This window comes from Methanosarcina spelaei (assembly GCF_002287235.1).
Taxonomy (GTDB): domain Archaea; phylum Halobacteriota; class Methanosarcinia; order Methanosarcinales; family Methanosarcinaceae; genus Methanosarcina; species Methanosarcina spelaei.
The window spans coordinates 1-15531 of record NZ_LMVP01000023.1 but is presented as its reverse complement, the minus strand read 5'-3'; the positions used below and the strand labels follow the sequence as shown (position 1 = coordinate 15531).

Annotated in this window: 12 protein-coding genes; 8 read left to right on the top strand and 4 right to left on the bottom strand. The window is 38.6% G+C overall.

What is annotated here, in order from left to right; genetic code table 11:
* Positions 1 to 425 precede the first annotated feature (425 nt).
* Positions 426 to 2006 (top strand): PKD domain-containing protein, encoded by a 1581-nt coding sequence (locus ASJ81_RS02160; protein ID WP_170943152.1) that lies wholly within the window; start codon positions 426 to 428, stop codon positions 2004 to 2006.
* 133 nt (positions 2007 to 2139) lie between these two features.
* Here ASJ81_RS02160 and ASJ81_RS02155 read toward each other — a convergent pair whose 3' ends face one another.
* On the bottom strand, positions 2140 to 2643 hold the full coding sequence (locus tag ASJ81_RS02155) for an amino acid-binding protein (protein WP_095643042.1): 504 nt from the start codon (positions 2641 to 2643) through the stop codon (positions 2140 to 2142).
* Between the two features lie 157 nt (positions 2644 to 2800).
* On the opposite strand from ASJ81_RS02155, the gene ASJ81_RS02150 reads away from it, so the two are divergent.
* The 3 genes from ASJ81_RS02150 to hisE all read left to right on the top strand — a co-directional run bounded on the left by ASJ81_RS02150 (position 2801) and on the right by hisE (position 5452).
* Complete coding sequence (locus ASJ81_RS02150; protein ID WP_095643041.1) at positions 2801 to 3607, top strand: YkgJ family cysteine cluster protein; 807 nt, start codon at positions 2801 to 2803, stop codon at positions 3605 to 3607.
* 157 nt (positions 3608 to 3764) lie between these two features.
* The gene (locus ASJ81_RS02145; RefSeq protein WP_212556017.1) at positions 3765 to 5051 is read left to right on the top strand and encodes a 3-isopropylmalate dehydratase large subunit; all 1287 of its coding nucleotides are present in this window, start codon (positions 3765 to 3767) and stop codon (positions 5049 to 5051) included.
* 86 nt (positions 5052 to 5137) lie between these two features.
* Positions 5138 to 5452 carry a phosphoribosyl-ATP diphosphatase gene (gene hisE / locus ASJ81_RS02140; RefSeq protein ID WP_095643040.1) on the top strand — a complete coding sequence of 105 codons (315 nt, stop codon included), beginning with the start codon at positions 5138 to 5140 and terminating at the stop codon, positions 5450 to 5452.
* 129 nt (positions 5453 to 5581) lie between these two features.
* Here hisE and ASJ81_RS02135 read toward each other — a convergent pair whose 3' ends face one another.
* Entirely contained in the window at positions 5582 to 6457 is an 876-nt protein-coding gene (locus ASJ81_RS02135; protein ID WP_095643039.1) for a CBS domain-containing protein, read from the bottom strand.
* Between the two features lie 360 nt (positions 6458 to 6817).
* Here ASJ81_RS02135 and ASJ81_RS02130 point away from each other — a divergent pair, with 360 nt between their 5' ends.
* The gene (locus tag ASJ81_RS02130) at positions 6818 to 7819 is read left to right on the top strand and encodes an NOG1 family protein (RefSeq protein WP_170943151.1); all 1002 of its coding nucleotides are present in this window, start codon (positions 6818 to 6820) and stop codon (positions 7817 to 7819) included.
* Between the two features lie 556 nt (positions 7820 to 8375).
* Here the strand turns inward: ASJ81_RS02130 and ASJ81_RS02125 are convergent.
* Positions 8376 to 9473: a hypothetical protein gene (locus ASJ81_RS02125; RefSeq protein ID WP_095643037.1), complete on the bottom strand. Its 1098-nt coding sequence runs from the start codon at positions 9471 to 9473 to the stop codon at positions 8376 to 8378.
* Between the two features lie 855 nt (positions 9474 to 10328).
* Between ASJ81_RS02125 and ASJ81_RS02120 the strand changes: the two genes are divergently transcribed.
* Together ASJ81_RS02120 and ASJ81_RS02115 are read left to right on the top strand one after the other, a co-directional pair.
* Complete coding sequence (locus ASJ81_RS02120) at positions 10329 to 10823, top strand: hypothetical protein (RefSeq protein WP_095643036.1); 495 nt, start codon at positions 10329 to 10331, stop codon at positions 10821 to 10823.
* A gap of 633 nt (positions 10824 to 11456) precedes the next feature.
* Complete coding sequence (locus ASJ81_RS02115) at positions 11457 to 11816, top strand: P-II family nitrogen regulator (protein ID WP_230627859.1); 360 nt, start codon at positions 11457 to 11459, stop codon at positions 11814 to 11816.
* 957 nt (positions 11817 to 12773) lie between these two features.
* Here ASJ81_RS02115 and ASJ81_RS02110 read toward each other — a convergent pair.
* A complete protein-coding gene (locus ASJ81_RS02110) occupies positions 12774 to 13835 on the bottom strand; it encodes an NAD(P)-dependent alcohol dehydrogenase (RefSeq protein ID WP_095643035.1) in 1062 nt (353 codons plus the stop codon).
* Between the two features lie 635 nt (positions 13836 to 14470).
* On the opposite strand from ASJ81_RS02110, the gene ASJ81_RS02105 reads away from it, so the two are divergent.
* On the top strand, positions 14471 to 15007 hold the full coding sequence (locus ASJ81_RS02105) for a superoxide dismutase family protein (RefSeq protein WP_095643034.1): 537 nt from the start codon (positions 14471 to 14473) through the stop codon (positions 15005 to 15007).
* Positions 15008 to 15531 lie beyond the last annotated feature (524 nt).

Genomic DNA, 15531 nt, shown 5'->3' with positions numbered 1-15531 from the left:
TGGATCAAAAAAGAATAACAGGAGAAGGAAGTGAAGCCTGAACCGATGACCAATGAACAGGACTTAAATGAACTAATTTTAATCAAATCAGGTATAACCAAATCAGGTATAACCAAATCAGGTATAACCGAGTCAGGTATAACCGAATCAGACTTTAAGTTTTAGATCATACTTTGGAATTTAAACTTAACCCTATAACTCAGTAGAGGATTTATATTGGTCCTTGTTTCACTTTTCACTACACAATCTTATATGTTAGGTATTTTGAAGAGAAAAAGTCTTCAAAGACTTACTTTTCCAAATAAAACTTTTTTGTAACTTTTAATTTTCATTTCTATTCTTTAATATTTGTTTAAATCAACAATTTTATATGCATCCTTTTAAAAAATAATTCTGTAAATTCCTGGATTGATATGTGGGTTAAAATGACAAAAATTCGAACTTTCAGACAGATATGCTTTTTTGCAATTTTTCTGGTTTTGGTTCTTATCTCAGAGACCGGAGCAGTAGAAAACACTTATGTTTCCCCAGGAGAATCGATTCAGGAAGCAGTAGATAATGCTTTTCCGGGTGACACTATTCTTGTGAAGCCCGGAGAATATAATGAAAGCATTCAAATCGATCAGGATAACCTGACAATAATCTCGTACTCAAAAAATTCTTACGATACGGTTATTACCGGAAAGAATAGGGAGAGCAATGTATTCAAGGTAGTTGCCAGCAATGTGACAATCAGCGGTTTCTCAATAACCGACAGTAAATATGGAATTTACCTGAATGGCGCTCAAAACTGTGTTATAAACAACAACATTATCTCGGGGAATGATATCGGGATCTGTCTGTTTAAGTCAGAAAACAATACCCTGAGTAATAATACCGTATCTTCAAACGCCGATTGCGGAATCAAGTTGTCTGCCTCTTCAAGCAATACGATATATAACAATTTCTTCAATAATACAAATAATGCCAGAGACAGTAAACTCAATACTTGGAACCGGATCTCAGGTAACTGCTGGAGTGATTACACAGGTCAGGACGAGGACGGAGATGGTATAGGCGATACTGCATATGCCGTAAATCGCCTCACAAAGAGTATGGACTACAGGCCATTAATGAATTTCATTCCGGAACTTCCCGTGATGCCAGAAGCAATTTTTACTTCCAATGTGACAGTAGGATACGCGCCTCTTACGGTTGAGTTTACGGAAATCTCAGAAAACGCCAGCTCACTGTTATGGAGCCTTGGAAACCTGGAAGTTTCGACCTCTACGGACTTTTCGCATACTTTTGTCAACGAAGGTAATAATACAGTTACCCTGAATGTCACGAACGAGAATGGCAGTGATTCGGCCAACGTGGTTATTAATGTTTTGAAAGCTCCGGACCCTTCAGTTCCAATATTTCCCGAGGCTAAGTTTGGTACCAATGTGACAATCGGGCATGTTCCGCTTACTATCCAGTTTTTTGATCTTTCCAGGAATGCAGCCTCGTTTTCATGGAACTTTGGAGATGGAAAGAAGTCTTGCTGCCCGGAACCAAAACATACCTTCTGCTGTCCAGGAAATTATACAGTTTCCCTTACTGCAAAGAATGATAATGGCAGTTCCTCAGCCTGCGTTGTTATTCAGGTCCTGAAGTCAATAAACCATTCCTCTATCGAAAACACTGTCAGTCCGGAAGATGCCTCACACGTTGTTAATTCGGAAGATACCGGAGACTCAGGCTCAAGTCGCAGAAACGAGGGTGACCGTACCAGAGGATTTCTGAACAGGAAAAGTCTTGAGTCTGTTGAGAACTTCGTCCTGTCTTTTACTGGAACCCAACCGCTTGCGGAAGTGGAACCACAGGTAGAGCACAAAATTCTCAGACTTGCTGATACTATTAAAAACCTTACAGAAGACTCAGTATCCAGAAGTAAAGTAAGAAATATTTCTATGCGTACTATATTTTTCGGATTCCTTGTAATAGCTCTGGGACTCTCCACGTTTAAAAGAGGCAGAAAATAAGTTAATACTCACAGTTATGTTCGCAGTTAATACTGAAGGAAAAAACTTTTCTCAATTGAAAAATAGTCTCTTAAGTGAAGTTTCCAATCTCGCTTCCACTTTGTTTATAGGGTCCTGATTTCTGGTGGAAGATTCAGTAAATGCTTACTCCTTTGACTGAGGGAAGTTCGAGGATTTTGTCAACGAGTTCTCCAGGCACTTTCTTGTCGGTAATGATTGTAAGCCTTGGATTATCAGTTAGATAAGGATCATCCGAAACAGCCTGGCGGATGCTTACTTTGCTTCCTGAGATCAGGCCTGCAACCTCAGCAAGAATGCCCACGTCAGCGGCATCTTCAGGAATAATAATAATTACTCCCAGGCCAAGCGAAGGAGCTACGTCTTTGAGGAAAGGGATAGAGTGAACATTTTTAAAAATTCTGCTTAGAAGCTCATCTGAAATAATGGTTTTTGTAGTTGCGTCAACTACTCGCCGGTCAACGCCTGCTTCTTTTGCAAGCTGGGTATGCGCAATCTCAATGCTTCCTGAGGTGACTTTCCCTTCTTCATTTACCTGAAACCCGCGTTCAAAAAGCAACTTAAGCACTTTTGCCTGCGCAGGGTATTTTTCAAACTTTTTAAGTAATGTCTGCCACATATAAACTTAAGTTTAAACCGGGTTCCCTGATATATAGTTTCTTATTACGATCCATTATCAGTATAGTAAAGGGTCTTCAGGGTGAGATTTCCGAATATTCATGGCGTCATTTGCAGCTTGCGTTAGTTTGATGTACCAGCAGGGCACGAGTATTCGCATGGAAGCTCCCAGCACAGGCAATAAGCCAAAGTCAGAAAAAACAAGTTATCAGCGCCTTCTTATTGCCGCTCTCAAGAAAGAAATGGAAATAGCTCGCAAACTTGACCCTGAAAAACTTGCATCTGAAATCCGGAAAATCGGTTTCTCATGCCAGCACTGTGGAAAATGCTGCAGGCAAGCTTTTGGAGATAATAGGGTAGCTGTAATTCCTTCCGAAGTTGAAAGAATCCAGGAGTATACAGGTCTCTCAAAATTGGAGATTGCAGGACCGTTTGTGATTGAGGACCCTATCCAGGATGGAATAGGGAAGTCTGAAGAAGAATGTCCGGAAACTTCATTAATAGAATCGGAGGAAAACGAAGAGTATTTTTCTCCTGACCTTCTCGAATCTCTTGAGGACTGTATCGATTGTGAGGGCAAGGTTCACGCCTTTGGATGGATCCTCAGGCGGAAGAGGAACGGAGACTGTACTTTTCTTGAAAGAGATACGTACAAATGTCAGATCTATCCAGTGCGCCCTATGCTCTGTAGTACTTATCCTTTTTATATAGAAGGGCTCAGACTACAGACCTGCGAATGTGAAGGTCTTGGATCTCCGATCTCTATAGAAGACAGTCGAAAACTAGCAGAAGATATTCTCTTTAGATATATTTCTGAACTTGAGGACACACTTGGTCTGTATGAGAATTTCGTGGACTTCATAAGAGGGGAAAAGGGCCTCGAACTTGCAAAAAAGAGTCAGGAGAATGGCACATTTACCTGCATAGTTCACGACAGCAAAGGAAGTACTGAAATTAGTGGTTAAAGGTGAATTAGCAAACCTTCAAACTTTACTGGTTAAAATGCTCTTATTTTAACTAACTCCGTTTTTAAATAAGCTTGAAAGATTTTTTAGTTTTTGCCTGCCTGCATCATCAATTAAATTTATTTATTAGAAAGAGCCAGTTACTCCCATGACCGGGATGTCTGGTAATGAAAATCGTCCGATGACCGTTTCGGAAAAGATCTTTTCGAAGGCCTCCGGAAGTTCCGTAAAAGCCGGGGATTTCGTACTGGCAAATATAGACCTGGCAATGACTCACGACATTACAGGTCCGCTAGCAGTCAAAGGCTTTTACGAGATAATGAAGGATAGAGAAGAGAAAAAAGTATGGGATCCCAAGAAAGTAGTGATTGTATTTGATCACCAGGTTCCTGCAGATTCTATTAACGCCACAGCAAATCATATTATGCTTCGAGAGTTTGCTGCAGAACAGGGCATTTTAAATTATGACGTATATGAAGGAGTTTGCCATCAGGTTCTTCCCGAAAAAGGACACGTGCTACCAGGAAACCTTATAGTTGGCTCCGACTCTCATACTTGTGCTTATGGTGCTCTGGGGGCATTTTCTACAGGTATAGGGTCTACTGATATGGCTGCCGTTTTTGCCACTGGCAAACTCTGGTTCAGGGTACCCGAGACTTTCCGTTTTGAAGTAGAAGGCAACCTTCCAAAACACGTTTACTCAAAAGACCTTATCCTTCACCTCATTGGCGATGTAGGGGTAGAAGGTGCCAGGTATATGGCAGCCGAGTTTGGAGGCTCAACAATCCACTCCCTTTCGATTCCAGAACGTATGACTATGTCCAATATGGCAATTGAAATGGGAGGAAAAGCAGGAATCATCGAAGCTGATGAAGTGACTGCAAACTACCTCAAAGAGCGGATTCTTTATTACGAGTTTGATCCATACTGGAAATCCGATGAAGATGCAACATACGTAGGAATCAGGCACTATGATATATCTGACCTGGAGCCTCAGGTAGCCTGCCCTCACCATGTGGATAACGTAAAACCCGTAACCGAGGTAGAGGGAACGAAACTTGACCAGATCTTTGTAGGTTCCTGCACGAACGGCAGATTCGAAGATATTAAACTCATGGCTGATATTATGGGCGACGAGCCAGTAGCTAAGGGCGTTCGCTTGCTTGTAGTTCCTGCTTCAAGGACTGAGTACATGAAACTCTTGAAAGCCGGGTATATAGAAAAACTCATGAATGCGGGTGCAATCGTCGAATCACCGTGCTGCGGTCCCTGTATGGGTGGCTCTTTCGGCTTGCTTGGTGCAGGAGAAGTGGGCCTTGCAACCTCGAACCGTAATTTCAAGGGCAGAGAAGGAAGTCCAGAATCTTTTGTATATCTGTCTTCCCCTGCAACTGCAGGAGCATCAGCTCTTATCGGAGAAATCACTGATCCAAGGAAAGTTTGAAAATCTCCTGTTTTTACTTTTTTGGATATTTTTTTCTCTATTTGAATTTTTAAAAATGTTTCCGTGTTAATTAAACAGGTGTTAAAATGCCGGATGCTGACCTATCAATCTTGAACAGGGTATATGACATCATACTGGATCGAAAACAGAACTATGACGAGCGCTCATATGTCTGCAAGCTTTTGAACCATCGTAAAGGTATGAACAAGATTCTTGAAAAAGTAGGCGAGGAGTCAATTGAAACAATCCTCGCAGTCAGGAATGAAAACCATGCAGAGATCGTTTCTGAAAGTTCAGACCTTATTTTCCATCTTCTGGTAATGCTTGCAGCAAACAATGTTACCCTTGATGAAATCGCAGCCGAGCTAATTGCCCGACATGAAATCATGAAAAGGGATTGAAGACCTGGGAGGTCTTTACCTCCTGGTTTGAGAGTCTGGATAGTCCGATATTTTTACATATCAAACTTTTCAGCCATTTATACTGACATCTTTCTGCTCTTTCAAAGAGCCGCAAAAAACCTTAATTTTTCAGTAAACTGCCAGTTCGTTCAGGACATCCGTTTTTGACAGTGTCCCTTTAGGTACGCCATTAATAGTTACGATAAGCCTGCCTACATTGTACTTGTGGAAAAGTTTTACCACATCGTAGAGTTGCATATCTCCATCGACCGTGATAAGTTCTTTTGTCATAATGTCTTTGACTTTTACATTGGGTTTTCCCTGAGCAATTGCGTGGGCAATATCGGTATAAGTAATGATTCCTATGATTTTTCCTTTATCTTCTACAGGGGCTCCGTGAACGTTGTTCCGGATAAAAAGTCTCGTTGCCTCCTGGATACTTGCGTTCAGGTTCACAAGTAAAGGAGGATACTTCATATAATGTTTGACATGCTTTTTAGGTAGAGAAATCATTTCTGTTATATTGAACAGAATTGAATTGTTGGTGTCATCCCTTCCTGTGACTTCTCCACGGATTATCAGGCGGTTTACAGGAGTGGGGCCTACCTGAAGCTTATCGTCCATCACGAAGTCTTTTGTGTTTCCTATTACGCGGACGACTCCGCTGCAAGCATCAGGATTCCTAACCGTAGTAAAACTAATATCAGCAGCTGTAGCCCCATTAACTAAAGCATTGTTTCTATAAAGAGGAACCACGGATTCATTTTTCAGTTGTTGGATTCTTAATGCGTCATAAGCTGCTCCTGTGGGTTTATAGCCTCCCTTTGGTCCGGGCACTCCCTCTACAAGCCCAAGGGCCTTCAATAGCTGCATCTGATTGCGGATAGTTCCAGGATTACGCTTGATTACCTCGGCTATTTCCTCTCCTTTGATTGCCCGGTCCTTTTGCCGCTGAAGGTTGATTAATGAAATAATAATGTCTTTTTGAATCGGAGTAAGTTCCATACTACCACCATTAATTTCATATACCTTTATAAGAATGATGTACAAAATTGATATCTAGGAACGTAAGTCAACGCATATATTTACCATAATTAATGATTATAAATCTTATTACAAATTACTATTACAAATATAAATACAGTCCGGTTCTGCTTTAAATATCTACCTGATTTTTCACTTTATATTAGAGTTTATCACCAGAATTTGTAGTTATAAATTCAAAACCGAGCAATAAATCCCCTCTCAGGGAATCGTCTTCAGGAATCTCTGCGAGACTCTCGCTTGCGGATTTATTTTGTTGAAATTCTTCATTTATAATAACGTTTATATAACTTAGTAGAGTCCCCAGAGGGTTAGAACATAATGATCTTTGAGAAAATCCACACCGTTCCCACTTCCCAGGAATTAATCAATAAAGCCTTTAAGCGGTCAGCGCGAGCTATGTCCGGGAAAACCATAGAAGACAGGGAAAGCCGATTCAGGGCCAATGAGTCCATGCTACTGACAGCCGCAAATATTCTGACGGATAATCTTGCAAACATAGTCAGGCGGTTCCCAAGTTTTGAACACTTACCCAGATTTTATTATGAACTCACGGACATCCTTGTAGGCGTAGAAAAACTCAAGATGTCACTTGCGTCCGTGGACTGGGCCAGCAGGAAGATCCATGAGATTTCAAGAAACTATGTTGGGAAAATTAGAAATTCGGATCTTCCGGAGCCTGTCCGAAAAGAAGCATTTGGGAGGCTTGCTTCGATTATCAAGTCAATTAACAAAGATCTTCTATTCCTAAACGAAGCCCGAAACATCTTGCGGAAACTTCCTGATGTGCAGGACGAGCCCACAATTGTAATTGCTGGCTACCCCAATGTAGGAAAGTCAAGTTTCGTCTCAAAAATTACAGGAGCAAGCCCTGAAATCGCCCCATATCCATTTACAACAAAAGGCGTAACAATCGGGCATTTCATGCGAGATGGTGTGCGTTACCAGGTTATGGATACTCCTGGGCTTCTTGACCGCCCGATGTCCGAGAGAAACGACATAGAAAAGCAGGCTATCACCGCGATTCATTACCTTGACGCAGTTGTGATGTTTATGATTGACCCCAGTGAAAGCTGTGGATACGAAATAGGAGCCCAGGAACATTTACTTGCGGAAATTCGTGAGAACTTCAAACTTCCCCTGCTTGTAGTTGCAAACAAGTCTGACAGATCAGAGTTCAAGAAACTGAATGACGTGGACTTTAATATTTCCACAGTTACCGGGGAAGGAATTGAAGACGTAATGGACAGGCTTATTCAAATGATTAAAGAAAAACGCCTTTCCTCTTCTTCAGAAGAGACGGACATCGAGCCTGCGATCTAACCCGATATAAAATCGGCAAAGTTGCCGCCTGAACTTATACCACCCGAGTTCTCTACCCAAGTTTTCTACCCAAGTTTTCTACCCAAGTTCTCTACCCAAGTTCTCTACCCAAGTTCCGTCACCCGAGTCCCGTCTCGGGAGGACGGGGCCCTTTTCGCTCAGGTAGTTCGCTCAAGCGGGTTGAATTATAATTAAGATACTTAGTGAGCTAAAAGGGGCTAAATTATGAACAAGAGTAAATGTTTTAGTTCTTTCATACGGACTCATTTACCCTGGTTTTTAGTCTAAAACGGGTTGTGTTCGTTGTTAAAATGGTAATAAAATTGATTGACTTAAAACCCCAAAAATGGGGAACTCTTTCGTCTTTAACGCTCGCGCTGAAGTGAAAAAACTTAACTTACAAGGCGAACTTTTAACTTATGAGTTCAATTTTTAATATAACGTAATCTCTTAGCCGTTAAATTAGGACTTAAGAATTAATCGGACGATTATGGCATTAGGCTTCTCTGGAAACAAAGATGAATGTTAAATTAGGACTTAAGAATTAATCGGACGATTATGGCATTACGTTTCCACAAAGTGTAAAAAATGGAGATAATGCCATTCCGCGTCTTCCTAAATTTTTAATTAACATATTTAAAGATCGAGCTGCTAGACACTTTAGTAAGGTGTTTGAGTCACCATAATATCCACACCAGATATCAGCTTGGAAGTTCTGACTCTGCAAAACATTTCTTAACTGGTATATATCCATCAAATGCTCTGCCCAGTTCCCTGTGTAAGGATCACAGGTGTTTGAGGGATATTGGGGATATTTTTGCTTTAAAGTAACGGTTCCACTGGTTGAAAATTCATTTACTGCTTTTTTAATATCATATTCGATCAGCCCTTTGGTAGCAGTGACTAAGTAATCAACCTGATCCTCGGAGAGGTCCGGGTTTAGATCTTTTATCAACTTTCTTCTTATTTTAGAATATGCTTCAAGGGGATCTCTTTTTTTACTACCAAATTTCTGTTCTCGATCTAAGAGTTCGCACCTATAATGATTTTTTACGAGTTTTCTCTTGATAACAGGATTATAAGGGTTTGCGCCGGAAGAAAAAAATACTCTTAAATTAGTGTCTGAAATCATAGGTATTTTCTTCAGGAACTCTTCTATATCATAGATATGTTCTATAACATCGTAGTTGGCTACTGTGTTGCATTTAATCGATTTTTCTTTTAAAAAATCGATTACGTCGTTAACATCCCCTGGAATATAATAGTCAGCTTGATCTCCGATAGCTTTCCCTATTATTTCTGCGTCTCTGGCAGAGATATTGTAAATGTCGTTATAAATAACCGTTCCAATCTTGCATTCTTTTGCGAGGAGGGATAACATACCTGAGCCTCCCCCATAATCTAAGAAAACAAGTTTGTTTAAGGGTATGTCTATTTTTGTTATCGACCATGCAAGTATGTATGCATATTTTTGCAAATTTGAACGTAAATTTCTTAGTAAAGATCCAAAGTATCTTTTGTTATAATCTGAGATGTCCAAAGATTCTAGATCGATTTTTTTAAGCTTGTAGTGCAGACGACCTGCGGCTTCATTGACCATTTTTACTGTTGATTTGTCATCAGGCAAGTTGCAGAATTTGAACATATACTCCATAAACTATGACTTCCCCTCTATATTTCAGACCGAATTGTACTTAGATTTCCAAGATTTAATTTTCATATAAGTCTCTGATACACAACTTTGTTAAATATATTATATTTTAGATTTATTATTAAAAATTGGGCTATGGATCTAATTGCACATTAATGTTTCTATTTCATTTTAAGTATTTCAAGATTTAAATTATTTTCCTTATTATTTGACTCTGTTCCAAAATCCAGTGATTTTTGCATTTTTGATAGAAAATCTGAATTAGCAAGAAGAATCCAGTTTTTATCAAAATCAATATTCGCTATCTAAAGACTTGAATCATTAAGTTGTATTACACGGATGGTGACCATTTACAAAATCTAGTGATTTTGAATTTTACATCCATCACTAGATTTTGGTACTGAGTCTATTATTTAGACAAGAGAAACTAAATTAAAATATATTTATTTATATTTATATCGAATCCTCCAGAATAGATAGATAACGGCCTCATAACTTGAAAAACTGTAATTTATTATTTGAGAAAAGGCCTTTTGAAGAGTCTCTTTGATCGAAACAATCTTTCATTTGGAGGGCTGTTTTAGGATTAAAGTTATTTTTTCAAGTGAACCGCAGATCAAGGAGAGCTGTTAGAAAATGCCTTCCAAAGGCGAAGAAAGAAATTTTCCTTATTCAGTTTAGTTTAAGTGTATTTTCCCCATTGGCGGTCTGCTTTAGTCTCCTTCGAATGCGTTTGTAAAGTATTGAGGAAAAATATCTTTCATTAACATGTTCAGTCCACAATAAAAATTGATTAAGAAGCGTTTTATATAATCATACCAGTAAATATATATACATAAAATTACAGGTGGAATTCATATGACTCACGACGATTATATGCTAATCCTGGGATCAAACATCTATGCAGACCAGGCATATATGGTGTCATATCAGACAGATAAAGAAACCGGGGACAGGACACACTTGTTTACTCTGGAAAATACTGATGGCAACCTTACTCTGACAACCGAGATCAGGGATGAAAACTCAGAAATAATAGCGAAAATCGACAGAAACGAGCTTACTCAAATTAACAAAAAATTTGATGTGCAGGGAGAAATCGAAAAAGAAAATGGCCTCATGTTAACAAAAAGAGAAAACGGTGATGTTATTTTCAATGCTAAAATCATAGAAGATGGATACGTAGCAGTGAGTGGAATTTTCTATGTAGGAGGCAAGAAAATTCGTGTAACTGACCGTACTGTGGAAATAAATGATATTCCCAGGCAAACCATAAATGGTGTAAACGTGCACGATACTTTTTTTGTTGGAAACTACGATATCACATTAACCGATGACGGATTAAGGTTCTAAGATTGATAGATAGCACTTGCAATTTAAAAGAATAAAACTTTTAAGAACAAAGTTTTTTAAGAATAAAATTTTAGAACAAAGTTTTTCAGAACAAAATTTTTAGAACAAAATTTTTAGAACAAAGTTTTTCAGAACAAAATTTTAAAATAAAATTTTTAAGGATAAAATCTTTTTTAATATTCAGTTAGACTGAGATATATTTTTCCTGCTATCGGTCTGCTGGAATCTTCCCTGAGTATGTTTTTCCAAGAAAAAAGGGCCAAAAAATCATCTTTTTCGAAGATTTATAAAAAACTCTTTCAAGGGTATTTTTTACTCTAAGTGATCTCTTCTTTTTGGGAAGGATTTTTCTGGTTTAAGTGAATTGTTCTTTCGCAACCAGATCAATTAAATAATGAGCTTTCCCAAAACTCAGAATCGTGTCCTTAAATCTCTGATTTTGGATAGCCAATGACCTTACGGTTAGGAAGTGATTCTGAATATTTTATTAATGTGAATAAAAATTGATTTTTGAGTGAACTTGTACTCAAACACCTTTAAATTACTGACATTACAATTAATTTTATGAAAAATCATTTAATTTTAAATATGAAGGTTATAAATAGAATAAAACAGGAAATCGGATGCTGAGTGATGACAAAAATGAAATACATAATTGCGATGATAAGGCCAGAAAAGCTTGACAACGTCAAAAAAGAGCTTCAGAAAATTGGGGCACACGGACTGACAGTTTCATCTGTTTCTGGATATGGTGCCCAAGGAGGACATCTGAGTGTTGACAGGACTAAAACTGAAAAATACGAAGCAAACCTGCTTGATAAAGTCAAGATTGAAATTGCGGTGAAAGATGAGTTTCTACAAACAACAGTTGAAGCAATCGAAAAAGGATCAAAAGATATAGACGGCTATATCGGAAGCGGCAAGATATTCGTGCTATCACTAGATGATGCAATAAGAATCCGAACGAAAGAAAATGGAAACGACGCTCTTTGATGAACAGATCGGTGTTATAACAGCAGATACTATGTGGACATTATGATACTATGTGGATATTATTACACTTATGGATTAATTAGATCTTTAAAATAAATACCATTTCAAACATGACTATGTATGGAGCTTATACCAAAACCAGTCTCTTCCCCAAAACGAATAAAAATTTCAGAATGATTTTTCGTGATTAGAAACTTTTGATCATTCCTAACTCGATAAATAGAGAAGAAGTTTTGAATTATGGATGGGATAAGCTCATATTTTTTTCTGCCGCCTGTCTAAATATTTTTTTGTGTTTTCCTCAGTGTTAATATGGCTAATGTAATTTCTCAACTAGATCTTTATTCTTGGACATACTTTACGAGTTAATCTACATTTATTCAGTAAACTCTTCTGGTTTGAGTTAAGGTCCAAAAATTAATATGTAAAATGAAGGATCAAAGGATTGCTGTTTGATATAATAAACATCAGCCTGTTCTTTGCTAAGAGTAGTTAAGGTACATTGAAGGGAATAGCACGAAAGGACAGGTTTTACATTAACTCTGTTTTCCAAAAATATTTCATAATAAATATTACTAACCTATCCTATTGTTCTATTCAAGAGACGGAATGAAATTTATGGCAAATGTTATTGTAATGCGTGTTCCAAAGGACAAACTGCAGCAAGAAATAGAATACAAAGTTCTTGACGGCTGGAAGCTGAGAAAAAAATGAAAGAAAAAATGAAAGAAATGAGTCATTTCAGTTAAAAATCTCAAAATTGGAGCATATTGGCAAAATTCAAGATTTACCGCTCAATATTTTACAGTGGGTAACCATTAGTTAATTTTATGACTCTACCATATTTTTATGACTCTACCATATTTATTTGATTAATCCTTTATCCCATAAGACGAGAATATTTCTTTCTCAAAACTCTGAGCTTTGCGAAAAGTTTAAAAGAGATAGTTAACCCGCTTACTCATTAAAAAGAACAACAGGCTTGATAAGATCTCTTGGTTTTTCTTTCATGAGCATGAGAGCTTCTTCCATTTTATCGAATCCTTCGAATACGTGGGTAGCCATCTTTTCTGGTTTTATTCTTCCGTAGGTACACAGGTCTGCCATTCTTTCCATTCTCAAACGACCTCCGGTTGTCAGGCCGCCACGTATGTCTTTTTGAGACATACCCATCCCCCATTCAATACGTGGAATAGGAAGTATGTCTCCGGTTCCGTAGTAGTTGACGTTTGATACCGTGCCTCCAGGTTTTACAATTTTGACTGCATCTGAAATTGTGTTTTCATTTCCTCCTGCTATGATTACAGAATCCACACCTTTTCCATTCGTTTTTTGAAGAATCTGTTCAACTAGTCCACCTTTTCTGTAATCAATAATTTCAGATGCTCCGTATTCCAGAGCAAGATCAACCGAGGCTTTCCGACTTCCTACTGCAAAGAGCCTACCAGCACCAAGAATAGATGCGCCTGCCACTGCCATAAGACCAACAGGACCAATTCCTATGACTGCAACTGTAGAGCCGGTTTTAATTTTTGCCATTTCTGCACCCTGTATTCCAGTAGTTGCCATATCTGATAGCATGACAGCTTGTTCGAGGGGCATTCCTTCTGGAAGCAGAGCTAAATTCATGTCTGCATCATTTACATGGAAATATTCGGCAAAGACTCCGTTTTTGAAGTTTGAAAACTTCCATCCACCAAGCATTCCATTTGAGTGCATAGGTACTCCATCCTGTGCCGCAATGGATCGCCAGTCAGGTGTAATTGCAGGAACAATTACTTTATCACCTGATTTGAAGTCTTTAACCTCTGGTCCGACTTCATCTATAACACCTACAGCTTCGTGTCCTAAAATCAAGTTTTTACGATTTCCAAGCGCACCTTCCCAGACAGTATGAACATCTGATGTACAGGGCGCTACCGCAATAGGTCTCAAGATTGCATCATATGGTCCTGCTGAAGGTCTTTCAGTATCGATCCAGCCTACTTTTCCAATTTCAAGCATCGCAAATCCTTTCATATTATCCCCAATCTTTTCAAAATAATTATTTTTCGATACTTTTTATAATAACCAGCATATTAATCTGTTGTAGTGGTATTTATAATTACTAAGATGGAAACCTGAACTTTATAAGTCCGCATTTTTTGTAGAGTAAAACCTGTGGACTGCTGGAATTCCCCTGACCTTTGTTAAGAAAAAAGAACTTAAAAATTTGTAATTTTTTAGATTTAAAAGAGACTTTTAAGGAACCTATAATTTACTTTGTTTAAATAACCGGGAGTTTGGATCTCAAGCATTTCTATTTGTCTATAAGATCTTACTATAAAGAGTTCTCTCATTTGGAAAATATAATATTTGTATTTTATAAAAATGGTTTTATACTATATGAGTGTGTATTTGTCTAAACGTATGTTAACAAGAAACGTACGTTTTTACCCGACATTCTTATAATGGCTGACCCTGGTATGCAAATGATGTGTTATCGCAACACAAACACTATGCCGGAGTCAGCAACGGGGACAGAATATCTGAAAGGAGACAGGACATTCTACATGATCTGTTAAAGATTGGGAGATCAGTGTCCATCTCATCATGCTCTTTAATAGGAAAGCTTCTGTCAAACTTAAATAGTCACTTTTCGGGGGAATAAGCTGATGAAAGCTGGATTGGTATTACTAATGGTCATCTCAGCGGTGCTGATATTTGCAACTACGGGCTCTGCCCAAGAAAATGCCACATATAGTGCCACAGCTGTCATGAAGGACGTGGAGGGGAACACTGTAGGTTTGGCCGCTTTTACCGAGGAAGCAAATGGCCCGGTTCATATCAATGTCGACGTGAGAGGCCTGAAGCCAGGTCTTCACGGCATTCATATTCACAATAAAGGGGAATGCATTGGTCCGTCGTTCACTTCTGCCGGTGAACACTACAATCCTCTGGGCAAGGAGCATGGACTCAACAACCCGAAAGGTCCACATGCCGGTGATTTACCCAACCTCAATGTGAGCAATGACGGCACCGGACATATGAGTGTCAACACCGACCGTGTAACGCTGTCACCCGGGCCAACTACGTTATTCACAGCCAATGGTACTTCGCTGGTCATCCATGCTGACTCTGACGACCAGATGACCAATCCTGCCGGCAATAGCGGTGCGCGGATTGTCTGTGGAGTCATCGAGAAAAAATAAGTTTTTTCCATCTTCGCAGAAACATGAACTTTTAAGTTCCGCTTCGGCAGCACGGTGTCTGTTTTGGCCGAGTTCTGCTTCGCTCAAGCGGAATTAAACTTTTTAATGTAGATAAACCTGAAATATAGATAAACCTGAGATGCACTTTTTTCCTAATCCATGAGTTTTGCAGACTCAAAAAGAGTTTATAAGGAACTCTTCGCAGAAACCTTTTGCTCAAAGTGATCTTTTGATTTGGGGAGGAATTTTTCTGATCGAAAATGAGTTTTCCCTCATTTAATTTCAGTTTTAATATATTTCTCCGGCCAGCTGTCCGCTGAACCTTTCCCGAAAACGTTTGTCAAATAAAGTTAAGAAAAATGGAATAAAAAACCTTGATTTTTGTAGATTTATAAGAGGCATTTTGCAGGGCTTCTTTAAATTAAACGATTCTTTACCTCTGGGGAAGATTTTTTTGATTTATGGAAGTTTTTGATAATCCATTTTTATCCGATTGATGTTTTAAAACACCTGAATGTTAGCAT

What these genes read in the sequence shown, in the direction of transcription:
- ASJ81_RS02135 (WP_095643039.1), bottom strand. Translation starts at nt 6,457, where the DNA reads ATGGAACTTACTCCGATTCAAAAAGACATTATTATTTCATTAATCAAC.
- ASJ81_RS02155 (WP_095643042.1), bottom strand. Translation starts at nt 2,643, where the DNA reads ATGTGGCAGACATTACTTAAAAAGTTTGAAAAATACCCTGCGCAGGCA.
- ASJ81_RS02115 (WP_230627859.1), top strand. Translation starts at nt 11,457, where the DNA reads ATGACAAAAATGAAATACATAATTGCGATGATAAGGCCAGAAAAGCTT.
- ASJ81_RS02110 (WP_095643035.1), bottom strand. Translation starts at nt 13,835, where the DNA reads ATGAAAGGATTTGCGATGCTTGAAATTGGAAAAGTAGGCTGGATCGAT.
- ASJ81_RS02160 (WP_170943152.1), top strand. Translation starts at nt 426, where the DNA reads ATGACAAAAATTCGAACTTTCAGACAGATATGCTTTTTTGCAATTTTT.
- ASJ81_RS02130 (WP_170943151.1), top strand. Translation starts at nt 6,818, where the DNA reads ATGATCTTTGAGAAAATCCACACCGTTCCCACTTCCCAGGAATTAATC.
- hisE (WP_095643040.1), top strand. Translation starts at nt 5,138, where the DNA reads ATGCCGGATGCTGACCTATCAATCTTGAACAGGGTATATGACATCATA.
- ASJ81_RS02105 (WP_095643034.1), top strand. Translation starts at nt 14,471, where the DNA reads ATGAAAGCTGGATTGGTATTACTAATGGTCATCTCAGCGGTGCTGATA.
- ASJ81_RS02145 (WP_212556017.1), top strand. Translation starts at nt 3,765, where the DNA reads ATGTCTGGTAATGAAAATCGTCCGATGACCGTTTCGGAAAAGATCTTT.
- ASJ81_RS02120 (WP_095643036.1), top strand. Translation starts at nt 10,329, where the DNA reads ATGACTCACGACGATTATATGCTAATCCTGGGATCAAACATCTATGCA.
- ASJ81_RS02150 (WP_095643041.1), top strand. Translation starts at nt 2,801, where the DNA reads ATGGAAGCTCCCAGCACAGGCAATAAGCCAAAGTCAGAAAAAACAAGT.
- ASJ81_RS02125 (WP_095643037.1), bottom strand. Translation starts at nt 9,473, where the DNA reads ATGGAGTATATGTTCAAATTCTGCAACTTGCCTGATGACAAATCAACA.